This window comes from Kitasatospora sp. NPDC048715 (assembly GCF_043198905.1).
Lineage (GTDB): Bacteria > Actinomycetota > Actinomycetes > Streptomycetales > Streptomycetaceae > Kitasatospora > Kitasatospora lactacystinica.
Map to the genome: position 1 here is coordinate 48036 of NZ_JBICVH010000014.1, position 17367 is coordinate 65402.

Below are 17367 nucleotides of genomic sequence, written 5' to 3' on the forward strand. Positions count from 1 at the left end.
GTCTGGTACGGCGGTTCCGGCGGTGGCGGGCGGTCAGACGCGGGCCAGCCGGTCGTAGAGGGCGCCCAGGTCGGCGGCGACCCGGGCGATGTCGTAGTGGCCGACGGCCGGGGGGTGCGGCAGCGGGTCGGCGATGTGCCCGCTGAGCGGCCGCAGGTCGCGCAGCGCGGCGGTGTAGGCGGCGGGCTCGGAGGGGATGCGGCGGGCCTGCGGGGCGGCGCTGGGCGGCAGTTCGTCGAGCGCCGGGCAGGCGCTGTGGCGCACCGGCAGTCCGGCCGCGAGGCCCTCCAGGACGCCGAGGCCGAAGGTCTCCGCGGTGGAGGGGGCGGCCAGCACGTCCAGGGCGGCCAGCAGTTCGGGCACGTCGTCGCGCTCGCCGGTGAGCACCAGTCGCTCCCGCACGCCGAGTTCCTCGGCCCGGCGCTCCAGCGCGGCGCGTTCCGGGCCCTCGCCGACCAGCACCAGCCGGGTGGCCGGGTCGAGCCCGGCAAGCGCCTCGACCAGCACCTCGAAGCGCTTGCCGGGCACCAGCCGGCCCACCCCGCCGACCGCCCAACTCCCCTGCGGCAGACCGATTTCGGCCCGCACCCGACGGCGGGCGGCGGCCCGTTCGGCGGGCGGGAGGCGGTAGCGGGAGGTGTCGATGCCGTTCGGGATCAGCTCGATCCGGGCCGGCGGGACGCCCCAGGAACGCAGTGTCTGGGCGACCTGCCGGGAGACCGCGACGGTGGTGCTGCCGAGCCGTTCGGCCGCCAGGTAGAGGCCCTTGACGCCCCGGGTGACCGGGCGGCCCTCGATCACCCCGGCGTGCAGCGAGTGCTCGGTGGAGACCACCGCGCGCACCCCGGCCAGCCGGGCGGCCAGCCGGCCGTACAGCTGCGCCCGGTAGAGGTGGGTGTGCACCAGGTCGTAGTGGCCGGCCCGGACCAGCCGGACCAGCCGGGGCAGCGCGCCGAGGTCCCGGTTGCCGCGCATGCCGAGGTGGTGGACGGTGACGCCGTCGGAGCGCAGCGCGGCGGCGACCGCGCCCGGGTTGGTCAGGGCGAGCACCTCGCACTGCTGGTGCGCCGGCAGGTGTCGCAGCAGCAGGTGGAGCTGGCGCTCGGCGCCGCCGGCGGCCAGTCCGGTGACGATGTGCAGCACCCTCATGGCCGCGGCTCCCGGCGGGCCTGGCGCAGTTCGGTGACGGCGTCGCGCAGCCGGTGCCGGCCCTGCTTGGCCCGCAGCCGCCAGGCGCCGTCGCGGTCGCCGACGTAGCAGCGGGGCAGGGCGAAGCGGCCGGTGAGCGGGGAGTGCGCGATGGCGCAGGCGTGGTCGTACCCGGCGTCGCGCACCGCCAGGGCGGCGGGCAGGTCGACGGCGCCGTACGGGTAGCAGAACCCGGTGACCGGGCCGCCGACGGCCTCCTCCAGCAGGCGTCGGCTCTCCCGGGCCTGGACGGCGAGGGCCTCGGCGGGCAGGCCGGGCAGCGCCCGGTGGCCGAGGCCGTGCGAGCCGATCTCCCAGCCCGCGGCGGCGAGTTCGGTGACCTCCTGGACGGTGAGCAGCTTCTTGCGCGGGCCCTCGGTGTCCCAGTCGTTGTCCCGGCCGAGCAGGTCGGCGACCACGTACGCGGTGGCGGTGAAGCCGTACGCCCGGAGGATCGGCACCGCGTACCGGGCGAAGTCGGCGTAGCCGTCGTCGAAGGTGAGGCCGACCAGCCTGTCGTCCCGGCCGAGGGCGCGGGCCCGCAGCAGCTCGCGGACGGAGACGCCGCGCCGGCCGCACCGGTGCAGCCAGGCGATCTGTTCGGCGAACCGCTCGGGGCTGACGGTGAGCCGGTAGGGGTCCTCCGTCTCGACCGCCACCGAGTGGTACATCAGGATCCACGGGGAGGCGGAGCCGGGGATCGGCGGTTCGCCGACCGGGTGGCGGCTCCTGGGCAGTCGTGCCCGGTGCGGCGGTGTGCTGCTGACGCCCGCCCGGGCGGAACGGACGGTGCCCCGTTCATTGTCCATCGGGACGCTTCCCTTCTTCGGCGGCGGTTGGCGGGTTCCGGACGGGCCCCAGCGCCCGGGCGACGGCGAGGACCGGGCCGCGCACCTCGCGGGCGCCGAGCCCGGTGCCGAGGGCCGCGAAGGCCAGCACGACGGTGAGGCCCCCGAGGAGGGTCGAGAGCAGGGGGTCGGCGGTCGGTCCGGCGACGGCGGCGCCGAGCACGGCGGCCCCGGCGGCGGCGGCCACCAGCCGGCCGTGGCCGCCGAGCACCCGGCGCAGCCGCAGCGGGATGCCCCGCAGCACCAGTCCGTGCAGCAGCAGGGCGGCAACGGCGGTGATGCCGGCCGCGTTGCCGGCGGCCAGTCCCAGGGCGCCGAAGCGGGGCGTGGCGAGCAGCCCGGTGGCGACGGTGACGCCGAGGCCGAGGACCATCGCGGCGGCCGGGTACCAGTCCAGCAGCCGGCGGCGGCCGTCCTCGCTGCCCGGGTCGTCGGCCCGGCGGACCACCGGGCGCAGCGAGAAGTAGGGGCGGATCATCACGCCGGTCAGCGCCTGGGCGGGCAGGCCGAAGCTGTACACCCGGATGACGTCGGCGGTGGCGGCGGTGTCGTGCGGGCCGAAGGCGCCGCATTCGAACAGCAGCGAGACCACCGAGGGGGCGCAGGCCATCAGGAAGGCGGTGCCGAGCAGGACGACGGCCGCCGCCTGGCCGAGGTCCTTCTCCACCCGGTCGCGGGCGGCGGTGAGGTCCCCGGCGGCGAGCGCCCGGGCGACCAGCGGGAAGGTGACGGTGCAGATCAGGAGACCCGCCGTCATGGCGAGCTGGGAGACCTTGGCGGCGTAGTTGAGGTGCGAGATGGTGCCGGGCGGCAGCGCCGAGCCGAGGTAGCGCTCGACGAAGACCTGCGACTGGCGGGTGAGGGTGAAGGCGGCCACCGGCAGCAGGGCCAGCGGCATCAGCACCAGGGCCCGGCGCGAGCGGCGGCCGCGGCCGGTGTCGGGCGGGCCCTGGCGCAGCCGGCGCAGGAAGGGGCCGACCAGCAGACCGGCCATCAGCAGGCTGCCGGCCGCGACGCCGAGGGCGGCGGAGCGCACCCCGAGGTAGGCGTGGAGGCAGAGCAGGACGGCGAGGATGCCGAGGTTGTAGGCGACGTAGATGCCGGCCGGGGCGGGGAAGCGGTGGTGGGCGCGCAGCGCGGCGGCCAGGTAGCCGGCCACGCCGAAGGGCAGCACGGTGATCGCGGTGATCCGGGTGCAGGTGACGGCCAGGGCGGGGTCGGTGAGGCCGGGGGCGAGCAGGTCGACCAGTTCCGGGGCGCCCAGGACGACGGCCAGGGCGAGGCCGCCGAGCGCGATCAGCAGCCAGGGCAGGGTGGCGCGGACCAGTTGGCGGACCGGGTCGGGGGCGTCCGGGTCCTCCTCGCGCAGCACCAGGGCGAGGGCGAAGGCGGGCACCATGAGGAAGGACATGGCGTCCTCGATCAGCAGCGGTGCGGCGGTCTCGGGGACGGTCCAGGCGACCAGGAAGGCGTCGGTGCCCTGGTTGGCGCCGAAGTAGCGGGCCAGCAGGAGGTCGCGCAGCAGGCCGAGGCCGGAGCCGGCGGCGCTGAGGACGGCGGTGATGCCGAAGGCCTTGGCGAGGAAGCCGCGCCGGGGGGCCGGGTGGGGCTCTGCGGGCGGGTCCTCGCCGGTGGCGCCGCGGGGGGCCGGGAGGGAGGGGACGACGGCGGCGGGCGGGTCGGTGGTCACCGGGCCGCTCCGGTGGCCACCGGGCCGGTGGCGGGACTTTCGGGTCGGTGGGCGGCCGCGCGGGCGGCGAGGCCGAGGACGACGGAGGTCAGCACGGTGGTGGCGCCGCCGATGTCCGCGTACAGGAAGTCGACCAGCACCCAGGTGAGCAGGGCGAGTGCGGCGAGCCCGGGGCCGCGGCGGTGGCGCAGGCAGCCGGTCAGCAGGGCGAGGAAGAGCGCGGCGTAGGCGGTGATGCCGATCAGGCCCTGCTCGCTGAGCACCAGGAGGTACATGTTGTGCGGGGAGAGCAGCGGTTCGCGCTGGAAGCCGATGGTGGCGTCGGCGGCGTCGCTGCCGGAGGACAGCCGCAGCGGGGCGTGGCTGTCGCGCAGTTGCTGGAAGGCCTTGGGTCCGGCGCCGTGCACGGGGTGGTCCTGCCAGATCCGTCCGGCGGTGGACCACAGGTCGTACCGGTCGGATACGGACTGGTCGGGGGCGGCGGAGACGGAGCCGATCGAGCTGAGCCGCTTGGTGACGCCGGAGCCGCCGAGGCCGAGGCCGCCGACCAGGACGACCGCGGCGGCCAGGCCGAGGACCGCGGCGCGCACCAGCAGCCGGGCGTCGACGCGCAGCAGCAGCACGGTGGCGGCGAGGCCGGTGGCGATCCAGCTGCCGCGGCTGAAGGAGACGGCGAGCGGGAGGGCGAGGAATGCGGCGGCGGCGAACATGGCGCGGCGCAGCCGGGCGTTGCCGTCGGGGCCGCGCTCGGCGAGGCCGAGCGCGAGGGCGGCGAGCAGCCCGTAGCTGACCACGCTGGACATCGCCATGATGTCGAGGGCGCCGAAGGTGCCGACGGCCCGGATCGGCTGGCCGGTGTAGGAGGCGCCGGTGTGGGTGAGGTACTGCTTGGCGCCGACCGCGCCCTGGATCAGTGCGGCGAGCACGAAGGAGCCGAGGACCAGGCGCTGGTCGGTGCGGTCGCGCAGGGAGCAGAGGACGGCGGCGGGGACCAGGACGAACACCTGGGTGAGGCGGACGAAGCCGGTGGCGCTCGCGGCGGGGTCGATCGAGCCGACGGTGGCGACGGCGGCGGCGACCACGACCGCGCCGAACAGGGCGCAGGCGGTGCGGCTGATCGCGGGCAGGCGTCCGCGCAGCAGGTCGAGCGCGGTGAGGGCGACCAGGGCCAGCGAGGCGAGGTCGGCGGCGGTGATGTGGAAGGCGGCGGCGACGTCCTTCTGCCCGGTGGGCACGCAGACCAGCAGGACGGTGGCGGCGGCCAGCGGGCTGGTGCGCTGCGCGAGCGCGGGCAGGGCCCCGCGTAAGACCGGGCGGTGGAGGGCGGGGAGGGTCAGGGCCACGCGGGGTCAGCTCCCGTCCGGGTGGAGCATCAGGGCCGCCGTGCGGCACAGGATCTTGACGTCCTGCCAGAGGCTCCAGCTCTCGATGTAGCGGTTGTCGAAGCGGGCCCGGTCCTCGATGGAGGTGTCCCCGCGCAGACCGTTGACCTGGGCCAGGCCGGTGAGGCCGACCGGGACCCGGTGGCGGTCGGCGTACTCGGGGTAGGCCTGGCCGAACCTCATGACGAAGTACGGCCGTTCGGGACGCGGGCCGACCAGGCTCATGTCGCCGCGCAGGACGTTCCACAGCTGGGGCAGCTCGTCCAGCGAGCTCTTGCGCAGCAGCCGGCCGACGGTGCCCATCCGGTGGTCCTGGGAGATGTTCCAGCGGGTGGCGGACTCGTGCTCGTTGCTCGGGCGCAGGGTGCGGAACTTGAGGACGGTGAAGACCCTGCCGTCCAGGCCGGTGCGCTGCTGGCGGAAGAGCACGCCGGGGCCGGTGTCGAAGCGGACGGCGAGCGCGCAGAGCACCAGGACGGGGGCGAGCAGCAGCAGGCCGACGGTGGCGGCGGTGACGTCCAGGGCGCGCTTGACGGCCCAGCCGGGGCGGCGGCGCGCGGGGCGGCCGACCCGCAGACAGGGGAAGCCCCACAGGTGGTCGCCGCCGGTGACCGGGGTGGCGGGCAGCGATCCGTACTCGCGCAGCGCGGGCACCAGCCAGACCTGGCAGCCGAGCCGGGCGGCGTCGCGCAGGGTGGCGGCGGTCTCGGCCTCGTCGGCGGCGCCGGCGGTGGCGACCACCTGCTGGACGCCGTGCCGGCGCACTTCGCGTTCCAGTGCCTCGCGGCCGCCGAGGACGGGCAGGTCGGTGCCGCCGGGCAGCAGCGGCGGGTCGGCGTCGAGGAAGCCGACCGGGCGCATCCCGTACTCGCCGTGCTCGCGCAGGGCGGTGGCGACCCGGCGGCCGAGCCGGCCGGCGCCGAGCACCAGGACGGGGCTGGGGCGGCTGCGGCGGATCCGCCGGACCAGGTGGTAGAGGACGGCGCGGCCGAGCGCGGCGATCAGCAGCTGGGCGCCGAGCAGGACGGTGAGCCGGGCGGGGCTGGCCGGGCCGCAGTCGGGCCAGCGGCCGTCGAGGCAGCCGGACAGGGTGACGGCGAAGGCGGTGGCGACCACGGCCCGCGCGGTGAGGGCGGGCAGTTCGTCCAGGACGGAGAGGGTGAGCCGGGAGCGGTAGAGGCCGCCGGCCAGGTTGAGCAGGAGCAGCAGGGGCAGGACGGCGGGGACGCCGAGCAGGGGGTCGAGCGGGGCGGCGGGGTCGACGGCGTGGTTGGCGATGCCGCCGGCGGAGCACAGCGCGATGATGTCGGCCTGGACCAGGGCGAGCGACAGGGCCAGCCGGGAGCGGACCGCCCCGCGGGGCCGGCGCGGCGACGTGACCACCCCAGGGCGCGCCGCTCCCGCCGGCCGGTCGAGCAGCCCGGTACCGGGCCGGCGGGGACCGGAGAGGGGCCCTCCCGAGCGCGGCACACTGTCGTGGTCAATGGTCATCAGCGCACGATCTCCCCTGCTGTGTGCCCGGGGTGACGGTGCCCCGGCACCGGCTGGCGCGGGGCTGCCGTCCCGGCCCGGTGGGCGCGGTCCTGACAGCGCCTGCTGCCGCTGGCGGCTTCCGGATGTCCGGTGGCGGGGCCGATTGCGAAGGAACCGGTCACGAAGGAGTCGGTCGCACGGAGCTCAGCCGTGAATTCCCGGCATGAAATCTGAACGAAGCAGGCAAAATCCGACAATACAGAACCGGGCGGTACGGAGCGGAAGTTGACTTGCCGATTCATTCCAGCCGCCCATTAATAGGTATTTCGGATTTAATGCCTCGCCTCCGCATCCAATCGAGGGTGCGAATACGACAACACCGGAAACGGCGGGCATTCACGGCATGTGAAACGATCAGATCCGCTCCGGGACACGGGCCCGGCGCCGCCCCGACGCCGGTCCCGCACCCAGCAGGTGACGGTAGAGAACGTCCACCTGTTCGACCACGGTGCGCACGTCGTGCCGACCGATCACGTGATCGCGCAACCGGACACCGCGTCGCTCGCATTCGATCGAATCGGACAGTGCGTCCCCCATTCGGGCGGCGAGGGCCCGCGCGTCCTCGGGCGGGACCACCGCCCGCGCGAGCTCGGACGGCGGCAGGCACTCCCGGGCACCGGGCACATCGGTCAGCAGCACCGGACGGGCGGCCGCCATCGCCTCCAGCGGGGCCAGCGCCATCCCCTCCCAGCGCGAGGGCAGCACCACCAAGTCGGCCGCCGCCAGCCACGGACGCGGATCCGGCACGTCCCCGACCAGCCGGATCCGGGCGGGCTCGGCGGTCTGCCGGACCAGCTCCGCCACCCGCTGCTCCTCCGGCCCGCCGCCGACCAGCGCCAGCCGGGCCCGCGGCACCCGGCGCAGCACCTCCGGCCAGGCGGCCAGCAGCACGTCCTGGCCCTTCTGCCGGCACAGCCGCCCGACGCACACCGCGAGCGGGGCGTCCAGGTCCAGACCGAGCGCGATCCGGGCGGCGCGGCGGTCGGCGGGCGCGTAGTGGCGCACGTCCACGCCGTTGGGCACCACCGCCCAGTCGGCGTGCACCCCCGCCGCCACACCGTCGGCCCGCTCCTGGACGCTGACGCACAGCACCCGGTGCGCCCAGCGGGTCGCGAACCGCTCCCAGCGCAGGGTGGCGGCGCCCAGCGCGCCGTCGACGGCGGCGAACGACCAGGCGTGCGGCTGGAAGACGGTCGGCACCGCGCCGCGCACCGCGAGCCGGCCCGCCAGCCCGGCCTTGGCGCTGTGCAGGTGGACCACGTCGGGCGCCGCCGCCCGGACGATCCGGCGCAGCCGCCAGGCCTCGGCGGGGGTGCCCGGGCCGGGCGAGCGCCGCGCGGGCCAGTCCTGGACCAGCGCGCCCACCGCGGCGGCCTCCCCGGCCAGCCGCCCGCCGCGCGGGCAGGCGACCATGACCCGGTGACCGGCCTCCCGCTGGCCCCTGACCAGATCGGCGACGACGCGGGCGACCCCGCCGTCCACCGGCTGTGAAATGTGAAGGATCGTCATATGCACGGCGGCGAGCCTAGGGTGGCCCGCCGGTTCCGGGCGGCCCTCGTCACCCGCAGGTGGCGGTTCGGCCACCCGTACGGCTTTCGGCTCGTACGGGAGACCGAAGCGCTCGAATCGGCAGGCGATTCGAGCGCTTCGATGGATCCACGCGCGCGAATCGCGCGGTTGGCGATTCCGGCGGGGCCCGGCGGCTGCGGCGGCCCTCGGCGGACATCAGCGGGCCTCGGCGGCCGCAGTGGTTCTCGGAGGTTCCGGTGGACCCTGAGCGGGCTCAGGGTCAGCGGACCTCGGCGGCCAGGTTGGCCAGCACCTGGTCGTGGATCCGGTTCAGGCCCTTCGGGGCGAAGGTGCGCTCGAAGAAGCCGCCGATGCCGGTCGCGCCCTGCCAGGTGGCGGTCACGGTGACCTTGGAGCGGCCCTCGCCGACGGCCGAGACCGTCCAGGTGATCACCATGCTGGAGTTGGCGTCCTTCTCCACCAGCTGGTCGGGCTCGGGCGCGGAGACGGTGAAGAGGCAGTCGCGCACCCGCTTCTCGGTGGCCTGCAGCCGCCAGTGCACCTGGGTGCCGGCACCGGTGCCGCCGACCCGCACCTCGTACTCGCTGTACTGCGCGGGCAGCAGCTTCGGGCGGGTCACCTGGTAGTCGGCCAGCGCCTCGTACACCCGCTCGGGGGCCGCGTCGTAGACCCGCTCCGTGGTGGCCTGCACCTGTCCCATGACCTTGCTCTCCTCATCCGGTGGGAACCGCTCTGTCCGGCAAGCCAATCACAGGCTCACGCCCGCGACGCGGCGGGATAGGGTGGCCGGTGTGCTCGATCTGGTGACTGCCGTGCGCTACGTCGATCCACTGCGGGCCGGCGGCTCCGTCCCCGGCGTGGTGGAGACCGACGACCTGGGAACGTACGTGGTCAAGTTCACCGGGGCCGCGCAGGGCCGCAAGGCGCTGATCGCCGAGGTGATCGTGGGCGAGCTGGCCCGGCGGCTGGGCCTGCGGGTGCCGGAACTGCGGCTGGTGGACTTCGACCCGGCCGTCGCCGCCGAGGAGCCGGACACCGAGATCCAGGACATGCTCAAGGCCAGCGCCGGCCTCAACCTCGGGATGGACCTGCTGCCCGGCGCGCGGGACTTCACGCCGGGGATGATCGCGGTGGACTCCGCCGAGGCCGGCCGCGTGGTCTGGCTGGACGCCCTGACCGGCAACGTCGACCGCACCGTGCACAACCCCAACCTGGTGGTCTGGCACGGGCGGCTCTGGCTGATCGACAACGGCGCCGCACTGATCTTCCACCACCGCTGGGCGGGGGCCGGGGCGGCGGTCGGCAAGCGGTACGACCTCAGCGCCCACGCGCTCGGCGGCTCGGCCCCGGACGTCCGGCTGGCCGACGAGGAGCTCGGGCCGCTGGTCACCGTGCCGCTGCTGGAGGAGGTCGTGGCGCTGGTCCCGGACGAGTGGCTGGCCGGCGAGCCCGGCTTCGACTCGGTGGACGCCGTGCGGCACGCCTACGTCACGCACCTCGCCGCCCGGGTGGTGCTCTCCGAGGAGTGGCTGCCGGAGGGCTTCGCCACGCCCGAGCAGCTGCGCGAGGCGGAGCGGCGGCGGGCGGCCCGGACCAGGGCGGGGCGGCCGGCCTGGCTCCAGGAGGTGCCGGACCTGCACGGCAAGCCGTCGGTGGAGACGGTCTGGGAGCACCACTTCGACGAGGAGCGGTAGTTCTTCGTCGGGTCGGGCGCGGGACGACCTCGGCCGGTGCTCCGGCACTCCGGCGCCGCGGTGCCCCGGTGCTCGAATGCGACCGAACGGCGACCTAACGGCGATCACCCGCGACCGGCCGGTGCGCGAACGCGGCCGGGGAGCGGGACCCAGTGGTCCCGCTCCCCGGCTCTACTGTTCAGTGCTGTCCGCGGTCAGCGCGTCAGCGCCACCACTGGACCGCCTTCTCGGCGTTGACCAGGCCCGCGCCGTAGAAGCCGTTGTCGTCCGCGCCGCCCTCGCAGGTGGCCTTCCAGGTGCCGGCGCCGCCCGGGTTGAACTCGCCCTTCGGGCACGGGACGGACTCGGCGTGGGTGGTCAGCAGCTCGGTCAGCTCGTCCGGGCTGGCCCACGGGAAGGTGCTGGCGAGCAGCGCGGCCACGCCGGCGACGTGCGGGGTGGCCATCGAGGTGCCCTGCATGTAGCCGTACTTGCCACCGGGGATGGTGGACCGGATGCGGCCGTCCTTGTCCGGGGTGTTCGGGAACTGGAAGCGGCGGTCGCCACCCGGCGCGGTGACGGTCACGACGCCCTTGCCGTAGCTGGAGTAGTACGCCTTGACGCCGTCGGAGCCGACCGCGGAGACGGCCACGACGCCGGGCAGCTCGGTCGGCAGCGACAGGCAGTCGTTGGTGACCGGGCGGGTGCCGGGGGTGGTGTCGTCCGGGCTGGCCACGTCGACGGTCTTGTGCGCCAGGTCGATGTTCTCGTTGCCGGCGGCGGCGATGTTGAGCACGCCCTTGCGCTGCGAGAAGGCGACGGCCTTGCGGACGGCGTCCGAGATGGCCGCCTGGTCCTTGTCCGTCTTGCAGTTGAACATCCACGGGTCGACGAAGTAGCTGTTGTTCGTGACCTTGAAGCCGTGCTCGCCGGCCCAGACGAAGCCGCAGACCGCGTTCTCCGGGTAGATGAACCCGCCGTCGTCGACGACCTTGACGGCGGCCAGCTTCACGTTCGGCGCGACGCCGACGATGCCCTTGCCGTTCTTGGCGGCGCCGATGGTGCCGGCCACGTGGGTGCCGTGGTCGCTGGTGGTCGGCTGCCAGGCCTTCCAGTCGGTGTTCGTCTTGCCGTCGATGCAGGAGACCGACTGCGAGGCGTCCACGTTGGCGGCAAGGTCCTCGTGGGTGGCGTCGATGCCGGAGTCCAGCACGCCGACGGTCACGTTGCGGCTGCCGAGCGAGATCTTGTGGGCCTTGTCGGCACCGATCTGACGCATGTCCCACTGGTAGGCCTCGTCGGGGTCCTCACCCGGGGCGGCCGCCACGGCGGCCGACTCGGTGGCGACCTCGGCCTTGCCCTGGTCGGAGGCCTGGATGCCCTTGGTGCGGCTGGCGCCGACCGAGTCGACGCCCTTGGCCAGGCGCAGCTTCTCGGCGAACTTGGTGTCGTTCGAGCGGGCGACGACGACGCCGACCTGCTCGTAGGACTGGACGACGGTGCCGCCGAGGCCGGTGATGGCCTTCTCGACCTTCTGCACCTGGCCGTGGTTGGCCTTGGTGTTGACGACGTAGCTCATCAGCGGACCGGTCGTCGAGTCGGCCGCGGGAGCCGCGACGGCGGTGCCGGCCGGCAGCGCGAGGGCACCGGCGGTGGCGAGCACGACGCCCACGGCCGCGTACCGGGTACGGCTGATCCGAGGAACACGCATGAGGGTTGGCCTCCCGAGGCGTCAGGCGGCAGCTGCGGTGGGCAGGTGCGCTTGGGAATGACCGGGACGCTAATGAATATTTGGTTATAAGCGCAAGGGGTAGTCATCTAATCGTCACATCTTGACCAGGAGCAGGGGTTACCGCCGCCCGGCGGTCAACAAGGAAACAGAGGTCAAGAGTGTTAAAAAGTGATGGTTCGTCGACGTGCTGCCACACCCGCCACGGCATCCACCACCAGGACGGATCGCACCCCTACAACGCGTACAGCCGACGCGCGTTGTCGGCCGCGAGCAGCCGCGCCACCCGCCCGGCATCGGCCGCGGAGCAGGCGCCGTCGGCTCGCCAGTCGGCGAGCACCGCACCCAGTCCGTACCGGAACTGACAGGTGCCCACCAAATAAAGTTCGGGCAGCCCGTAGGCATCGGTGGAGAACAACAATTTGCCGAACGGGGCCAGCTCCAGCATCTCGCCCAGCACCGCGGCCACCCGCGGCCCGGTGTAGGAGGCGGTCAGCCCGAGGTCGGTGTACACCGTCGGGAAGGCCTGGGCCAGCCAGGCGGCCTGCCGGTGGTACGGGTACCCGTGCAGCAGCACCAGCGGGACGCCGCTGGGCTCGGCGGCCCGCACGAAGTCCGTCAGCAGCGACGGGTCGGCCCGGTGCAGGGTGAGGTCCGGATCGCCGAAGCCGGTGTGGAGTTGGAGCGGCAGGCCGAGCCCGGCGCAGACGTCCACCGCCGTCCAGAGCAGGTGGTGCAGCAGCACCGGGTCGGTCAGCCGGCCCCGCCCGCCGCGCAGGTGGGCGCCGGCCGCGGCCACCACGGCCGCGGCGGAGGGGCGTTCGGCGGGCGCGGCCAGACCGTGCCGGTAGGCGAGCACCGACTTGACCGCGACGGCCCCGGCCGCGGCCGACGCGAGCGCCTGTGCGACGGCCCGCGGCCAGTCCCCGGCGCCGGCCGTCACCGTCTCGGCGACCGACTCCAGCCGGACCACCTCGCGCACCGACGCCCCGGTGGCCGCGGCGAGTTCGGCCAGCGGCAGCAGTTCGTGGCCGGCGGCGGTGGCCAGCCCGGTGTCCACCAGGCAGGTGTCCAGGCCGGCCGCCGCCAGCAGTCGCCCGGTGGACTCGGCCGCGCCCAACTCCCGCCGCCGGGCCAGGTAGTCGGCGGCCGGGGCGTGCGCCGGCAGGCCGAGCACGGGCGGGCACCAGCGCCGCACCGCGAGGCCCAGCGCGCTGTCGAAGGGCGAACAGCTGGGAGCGGGCGGCCGGTCGGACTCGGTGAGCAGCCCGGCCAGGGCCTCGTCGGCGAGCTCGGCCGCCACCACGCTGTGGCAGTGGTGGTCGACCAGCGCGGGCTCCCCCGGCCGGGCCACCGTTCAGTACCGCCAGCGGGTGGCCATGACCAACTCCTCCGGAGTGACGGCCGCGTACTGCTCCTGCTCCGCCCGTCGCACCGCCAGCACCGCCTGGTAGAGCGGCTCGCCGAGCGCCTCGCGCAGCACCGCGGAGCGCTCGTACGCGGCGATCGCCTCGGCCGGGCCCGCCGGCAGCCGGGGCACCGTGCCGGGCTCGGCGGCCGCCGGATCCCCGGTGAACTCCGGTGGCAGCGCGCGGCGCTGGTCCAGCCCGGCGAGACCGGCGGCGATCACCCCGCCGACCGCCAGGTACGGGTTGGCGCTGGCGTCGAAGCACTTGACCTCGGCGTTGGCCGCGGCGGCCCGCTCCCCGGTGGAGCCGGTCACCAGGCGCAGCGCGGCCTCGCGGTTCTCCAGGCCCCAGCACTGGTAGGCGCCGGCCCAGTGCGAGGGCACCAGCCGCAGGTACCCGGCCGGGCTGGAGCAGCCCAGCACCAGCAGTTCGGGCAGCGCGTCCAGCACCCCGGCGAGGAATCCCTCGGCCTCGGCCGTCAGGCCGTGCGGACCGGGGCCGCCGTGGCCGAGGTTGCGCCCGTCGCGCCAGAGGCTGAGGTGCAGGTGCGCGCCGTTGCCGACGCCGCCGGTCTCGACCACCGGGGCGAAGGAGACCCGCAGGCCGTGCCGGGCGGAGACGGCCCGGACGGTGTGCCGGACCAGGACGGAGGTGTCGGCGGCGGCGACCGGGCCCTCGGGGGCGACCGAGACCTCGAACTGGCCCGGGGAGTACTCGGGGTGGATCTGCAGGACGGTCAGCCCCTGCCGGCCGAGGGCGCGCAGGACGTCGCGCAGGTAGTCGGAGAGGTCGGTGACCCGGTGCATCCCGTACGCCGGGCCGTGCGTCGGGTACTGCGGGTCCTCCTTCGGGGCGCCGGCCAGGGCGACCGTCCACTCGACCTCGATGCCGGCCTTGAGGCCCAGGCCGCGCGCGGCCGCCGTGGCTTCGGCCCGGCGGGCGAACAGCCGCTGGCAGCCGGGGTGCGGGGCGCCGGCCTGGGTGTACCTGTCCCCCGGGGCCCAGGCCCAGCCGGGCTGGGCGGCCAGCGGGACGACCCGGTCGAGGTCCGGGTAGAGCCTGAGGTCCCCGGTGGGGCCGCCGATGATCGCGCTGGTGGTGATCGCGTCGTCGGCGAGGAACACGTCGAAGCAGGGCGCGGTGCCGACGCCCCACTGCGCGGCGTGCACCAGACCGCCGAGCGGCACGGCCTTGGCCCGGGTGATGCCGGCGTTGTCCACCCAGGTGACGGCCACCGCCTCGACGGCCTCGGTGCGCAGCCGGTCGACGGCCTCCTCGGCGCGCTCGGCCCGGTCGGCGCGCGATGGCAGCGCGACGGCCGCCGCGGCGGCGGCGGCGAGCCGTTCGGCGGTGACGGGCGGCTCGTCGGGACCGGGCGCGGTGGGGCCGGCGGTGGCGGTTCCGGTGGTCATGTCCCCATGCTGCCCCGCCGGTCGGGGTCGGATAACTCCCCTATCGGGTGGTCCGCTTGGCAGCCGCGTTCACCCGTTCACCCGTTCGGGGCGAACCTGGCCGTCCACTCCCCCGCGGTGATCCGCTCCAGGGTGTCCGGGGCGGCGTCGGTCGGGCCCGGGTAGAGCCGGTAGAGCGTCCCGCGCGCCTGCGCCGGCGCGGGCACGTCGGCGTGCACCAGGGCGGCGAACGCCCGGGCGCCGTCGAGGCGTTCGGCGATCAGCCGGGCGGTGTCGTCCGGCGGCAGCTCGGTGCGCCGGTCGCTCTCGTGGCGGGCGCGCAGCCGTTCGGCGAAGGCGCTCACCGGCTCGTCCGCGCCCCGCCGGTAGACGTCGAGCCCGCGGCCGGTCCGGTCGCGGACCAGCACCTCGTCGCTGCCCGCCGCGGCGGTGGCGCAGGCGAGGTCCCAGAGGGTGGCCCGGGAGCCGGGGGCGAAGTGCGTCAGGACGTCGGCGGCCAGCGAGCCGATCCTGGCGTGGTGCCGGTCGAGGTTGTGGAACCCGCTGCCGGCGCCCGCGTTGAGGTCGGTCCAGGTGTAGTCGCGGCGCTGCAGGTCGACGATCATCGGCACGCAGATCCTGGCGTCCCCGGCGAGGTCGAGGCGCTGGCGGACGCCCTTGGGGTGGAAGCCGCTCTTGCGCTGCCGGGCCGCCTCGGACGGGGTCAGGGCCATGAAACCGGCGAAGGCGTCGGTGAGGTCCTCGAACGGGACGTCGTTGTAGCTGAACACCACCACCACCGCGTACCGGGCGCCGGCCTCGCCCAGCGCCGGCAGGTCGAGGTCGACGAACTCGGTGGCGCCGTGCGGCGGCGGGGCGCTGGTGTAGTCCCCGGAGTGGACGGCGGCCCGCGGCCCGGTGACCAGCCGGGTGTAGTCGCACAGGCCGACGAACTGCCACTCCTCGTCGTAGAAGGCGACCGACAGGTCGAGGTCCACCCGCTGGTGCGGGCGCTGCGTCCAGTGCAGGAACAGCCGCAGCCGCTGCCCGTCCGGGATCCGCTGCACGCTGCCGCGCGGCACGGCGACCAGGGTCCTGGCGCTGGCGCGCTCGGCGAAGGGGACGACCAGGTCGGCCAGCGCGGCGTCCAGCACGGCCACCTCGTAGCGCTCCGGCCCGTGGGCCGACCGCCCGGCCCGGCGCAGCAGTTCGGCCTCGATCAGGGCGCAGACGGGCGCGCTGAGAGCGGCCGGGACGGGCGTGCCCCGGTCGGCCCTGGCGTGCGCCGAGGCGACCCGGCCGCGCGGGAAGTACAGCCGCCGCTCGCCGTACTCGCGCGGCGCGCGCAGCCGTCCGTACGCGCCGAGCAGCGGGCCGGGGGCGACGGCGCGCAGGGCGCCGGGCAGCGCCTCGGCGAGTTCGGCGGGCAGCGGTTCGCCGGGCAGCCAGGCGGCGTGGACCCGCAGCAGGTGGTGCAGTCGGCGCACCAGTTCGCCCGGACGGCCGGCCAGCAGCCGGACGGCGGCGGGCAGGTCGCCCTGCCCGAGGGCGCGCTCGACCCGGGCGGCGAAGGTCTCCACGGTCAGCCGGGTGTGGCCGCCGGGCGTCTCGCTCACGCGCAGGGGGGCGGGCGCCTCGCGCAGCAGCGGGCCGAGGCCGTGGAGGTCGAGATCGCTCTGCCGGACCACCGCGAACGCGGCCGCCGCGTACGGGAAGCGGGCGCGGTGCTCGTACGGGTGCAGCAGTTCGCCGGCCCGCAGCCAGGGCTCGCGGTGGCGGCGCAGGTCCTCGGCGAGGGTGCCGACCGGGAACGCGTCCAGGACGGCGAGCAGGTCGCGGCGCAGCGGGCGGGGCAGGTTGCGCAGGCGCAGTGTGCGGGCGGTCTCGGGCAGCAGGTCGGGCTCGGCGCCGGACCACGCCCAGATCAGCCGCAGGACGTCGGTGGCGGTGGTGAGGTGGGCGGCCAGCAGCGGCCGGGCGGCCTCCCGGTCGCGGTGCAGCAGGGCGGCCAGCACGGTGGCGCGGGTCTCCCGGACGGGGATCTCGGCGGGCAGCCAGCCGGCCGGGTCGTCCGGGGCGTGGTGGAGCAGCAGGGCGAGGTCCTCGCGGTCCTGCGGGCTCAGCGGGGTCTGCCGGGCGAGCAGCGCGGCCAGCCCGGTGGCGGCGAGGAGGCCCACGTCCTCGGGGTCGGCCCGGCGCAGCGGCTTGAGCTGCGGGCCGGCCCGCAGCTCGCGGGCGGCGTTGCGGGCGGCCCTGGTGTCGTTGGACAGGCGGCGCCCGCGCGCCAACGGGGTGCGGCAGAGCGGGCAGTGGGGGTCGCCGCCGTTCTCGACCAGTTCCAGGTAGCAGTCGCCGCACAGCAGGTGGGCGCAGGGGGCGAGGGCGCCGATCCCGGCCTCCAGGCTGTCGCGCTCGCAGACCAGGCAGATCTGGCTCGCCTGGCAGAGGAGGTAGCCGCGGACGAGTGCGGAGTAGTCGGCGTGGGCGTGGGAGGGCACGCCCTCGGGGAAGCGGCGGAACAGCGGGGTGTGGCCGCGGTCGGCGCCGAGCATCGCGTCGATGCCGCGCAGCAGCCGGGTGCCGGCCGCGGCGAGGTCGAGCGGGCGCAGCCGGCCGAGCGCGGCGCGCAGCGGGGCGGTGAGCACGTGGCCGCGCCGGACGAGGTCGGCCTCCAGGGCGACCAGCCCCCGGGCGGACCACGGCAGGGGCTCGTCGGGCCCGGCTCCGGGCTCGACCCGGACCATCCCGTGGCGGTGCAGCAGGTAGGCGTCCAGTGCGGCCTCGGGCGCCACGGCGTTCTGCTTCTTCACTGCTCTTCCCCCGGTGGACACGACGAAGCGGGGGCGGAGAGTGGGCGCACTCGGGTTCATTTTGCAGATGAGTGAGAAGGAAGCACGCCGCGGAGCCGCCCCCGCGTCGATCACCCTAGCGAACGCCCGCCCGCGGCCCCGAACGGTTTTCCGCCCACGCCCCCTTCCTACTCACCAGTAGCTT

12 protein-coding genes are annotated in these 17367 nt (G+C 75.4%); 1 reads left to right on the forward strand and 11 read right to left on the reverse strand.

Features of this window, described 5'->3' with window-relative positions; translation table 11 throughout:
• Positions 1 to 33: 33 nt before the first annotated feature.
• From ACGFSC_RS25185 to ACGFSC_RS25215, 7 genes are all read right to left on the reverse strand, one after another.
• Positions 34 to 1149 carry a glycosyltransferase gene (locus tag ACGFSC_RS25185; protein ID WP_359903338.1) on the reverse strand — a complete coding sequence of 372 codons (1116 nt, stop codon included), beginning with the start codon at positions 1147 to 1149 and terminating at the stop codon, positions 34 to 36.
• On the reverse strand, positions 1146 to 1997 hold the full coding sequence (locus tag ACGFSC_RS25190) for a polysaccharide deacetylase family protein (protein WP_359903341.1): 852 nt from the start codon (positions 1995 to 1997) through the stop codon (positions 1146 to 1148). The genes ACGFSC_RS25185 and ACGFSC_RS25190 overlap by 4 nt, the downstream gene beginning before the upstream one ends.
• Positions 1987 to 3726 (reverse strand): lipid II flippase MurJ, encoded by a 1740-nt coding sequence (locus tag ACGFSC_RS25195; protein WP_359903343.1) that lies wholly within the window; start codon positions 3724 to 3726, stop codon positions 1987 to 1989. The genes ACGFSC_RS25190 and ACGFSC_RS25195 overlap by 11 nt, the downstream gene beginning before the upstream one ends.
• Entirely contained in the window at positions 3723 to 5069 is a 1347-nt protein-coding gene (locus ACGFSC_RS25200) for an O-antigen ligase family protein (protein ID WP_359903346.1), read from the reverse strand. The genes ACGFSC_RS25195 and ACGFSC_RS25200 overlap by 4 nt, the downstream gene beginning before the upstream one ends.
• Before the next feature lie 6 nt (positions 5070 to 5075).
• Complete coding sequence (locus ACGFSC_RS25205) at positions 5076 to 6599, reverse strand: sugar transferase (protein ID WP_359903348.1); 1524 nt, start codon at positions 6597 to 6599, stop codon at positions 5076 to 5078.
• 396 nt (positions 6600 to 6995) lie between these two features.
• Positions 6996 to 8150, reverse strand: coding sequence for a glycosyltransferase (locus ACGFSC_RS25210; RefSeq protein WP_359903350.1), 1155 nt, complete (start codon positions 8148 to 8150; stop codon positions 6996 to 6998).
• A gap of 280 nt (positions 8151 to 8430) precedes the next feature.
• A complete protein-coding gene (locus tag ACGFSC_RS25215) occupies positions 8431 to 8871 on the reverse strand; it encodes an SRPBCC family protein (RefSeq protein ID WP_359903353.1) in 441 nt (146 codons plus the stop codon).
• A gap of 91 nt (positions 8872 to 8962) precedes the next feature.
• Between ACGFSC_RS25215 and ACGFSC_RS25220 the strand changes: the two genes are divergently transcribed.
• Positions 8963 to 9865: a HipA family kinase gene (locus tag ACGFSC_RS25220; RefSeq protein WP_359903356.1), complete on the forward strand. Its 903-nt coding sequence runs from the start codon at positions 8963 to 8965 to the stop codon at positions 9863 to 9865.
• A gap of 202 nt (positions 9866 to 10067) precedes the next feature.
• Here the strand turns inward: ACGFSC_RS25220 and ACGFSC_RS25225 are convergent, their stop codons facing one another.
• From ACGFSC_RS25225 to ACGFSC_RS25240, 4 genes are all read right to left on the reverse strand, one after another.
• A complete protein-coding gene (locus ACGFSC_RS25225) occupies positions 10068 to 11555 on the reverse strand; it encodes a S8 family serine peptidase (RefSeq protein ID WP_359903359.1) in 1488 nt (495 codons plus the stop codon).
• A 253-nt stretch (positions 11556 to 11808) separates the two neighbouring features.
• Positions 11809 to 12927 carry an amidohydrolase family protein gene (locus tag ACGFSC_RS25230; protein ID WP_359903362.1) on the reverse strand — a complete coding sequence of 373 codons (1119 nt, stop codon included), beginning with the start codon at positions 12925 to 12927 and terminating at the stop codon, positions 11809 to 11811.
• Positions 12928 to 12930: 3 nt separating this feature from the next.
• The gene (locus ACGFSC_RS25235; protein ID WP_359903364.1) at positions 12931 to 14394 is read right to left on the reverse strand and encodes a glutamine synthetase family protein; all 1464 of its coding nucleotides are present in this window, start codon (positions 14392 to 14394) and stop codon (positions 12931 to 12933) included.
• Between the two features lie 77 nt (positions 14395 to 14471).
• Positions 14472 to 17183 (reverse strand): MXAN_6230/SCO0854 family RING domain-containing protein, encoded by a 2712-nt coding sequence (locus ACGFSC_RS25240; RefSeq protein ID WP_359903367.1) that lies wholly within the window; start codon positions 17181 to 17183, stop codon positions 14472 to 14474.
• Between the last annotated feature and the right edge of the window lie 184 nt (positions 17184 to 17367).